The organism is Mangrovactinospora gilvigrisea, assembly GCF_001879105.1.
GTDB classification, from domain to species: domain Bacteria; phylum Actinomycetota; class Actinomycetes; order Streptomycetales; family Streptomycetaceae; genus Mangrovactinospora; species Mangrovactinospora gilvigrisea.
Window position 1 is genome coordinate 1 of sequence record NZ_MLCF01000186.1, and the last position, 1,339, is coordinate 1,339.

The window sequence follows — 1,339 nt, forward strand, 5'->3', positions numbered from 1 at the left end:
GGCGAGGAAGATGATCGTGCCCCAGCCGGCGTCCTTCCAGACCGACTGCAGGGTGACCAGCCAGGGGAAGGCGTGCGGGTCGGTCATCATGTCGTAGCGCGGCAGCCCGAGGTCGCCGAGCAGCTGCGGGACGACCCCGGTGGCGCCCAGCACCTGCTGGAAGATCGAGACGATGATGACCCAGCCGATGAAGTGCGGCAGGTACACCACCGACTGGACGAAGCGCCGCACCTTGGCGCCGGTGACGCTGTGCAGCAGCAGCGCCAGCAGGATCGGCACCGGGAAGAAGAACACCAGCTGGATCAGCGTGATCCGCAGGGTGTTGAGGGTCGCCTGCCAGAAGGTCGGATCGCCGAAGACGGTGGCGAAGTTGGCCAGCCCCGACCAGGCGCTCTGCACGAACCCCAGGTACGGCTTGTAGTCCTGGAAGGCCGTCACATAGCCGAGCAGCGGCACGTAGTGGAAGACCACGAAGTACAGCAGGCCGGGCAGGGCGAGCAGCAGCAGCGCGCGGTCGCGCCAGATGCGTCGGTGCAGCGGTAGCCGTCGTCCTCGCGGCGTCGAGGTCTGCCTCATGGGCGAAAAGAATCGTAAGCGTTTCAGCTTCACGTCAAGGGTTGGGGCCAGAGTTTTCTGGAAGGAAACCCACGATGCGTCAGATCGCCGCTGGCACCAATCACATGAATAGGGGTCAACTCGACCGGACGAGTGGTTGGAGGATGCCTTGACTGCCGCCGAACGGGCGGCCTAGCGTACCGCCAGCCGAAAACGCTTTCAGGAGGTGCGGTGACGATCCGCGTGCATGTCGCCATGGATCCGCGGGTCGCGGCCGAGGTGTTCCCGGCCGGCCTCCCCCCGCTGACCGGGCCAGTCGAGCGGGAGGCCGACCCCGCCGCCGCCGAGGTGCTGCTCACCGGCTGGGGAGCCGCCCGGCTGGACTCCGCGACACTGGACCGCACCCCGAGGCTGCGCTGCGTCATCCACGCGGCCGGCACGGTGAAGACGTTCGTCACCCCCGAGGTCTTCGCCCGCGGCATCCGGGTCTCCTCGGCCGCCGACGCCAACGCCGTGCCCGTCGCCGAGTTCGCCCTCGCCGCGATCGTGCTCGGCGCCAAGCGCGCCTTCACCGCCGCCCACCGCTACCGCACCGGGCCGGTCAAGCGCGATCTGCGCGGCCTCCCCTGGATCGGCACCCGCGGGCTGACCGTCGGCGTGGTCGGCGCCTCCCGCACCGGGCGCCGGCTGATCGCGCTGCTCCACCGCCAGCTGCCGGACGTCCGCGTCCTGGTGCACGACCCCTGGCTGGACGCGGCCGCCGCCGAGCGGCTCGGCGCCGCGC

1 protein-coding gene and 1 pseudogene are annotated in these 1,339 nt (G+C 70.1%); one reads left to right on the forward strand and one right to left on the reverse strand.

Annotated elements, in window-relative coordinates; genetic code table 11:
• Positions 1 to 576 (reverse strand): annotated as a pseudogene (locus BIV57_RS23105) (sugar ABC transporter permease); the annotation flags it as partial.
• 210 nt (positions 577 to 786) lie between these two features.
• Between BIV57_RS23105 and BIV57_RS23110 the strand changes: the two are divergent.
• Positions 787 to 1,339: Rossmann-fold NAD(P)-binding domain-containing protein (locus BIV57_RS23110; protein WP_473234606.1), on the forward strand; the 553-nt coding region annotated here is incomplete at its 3' end.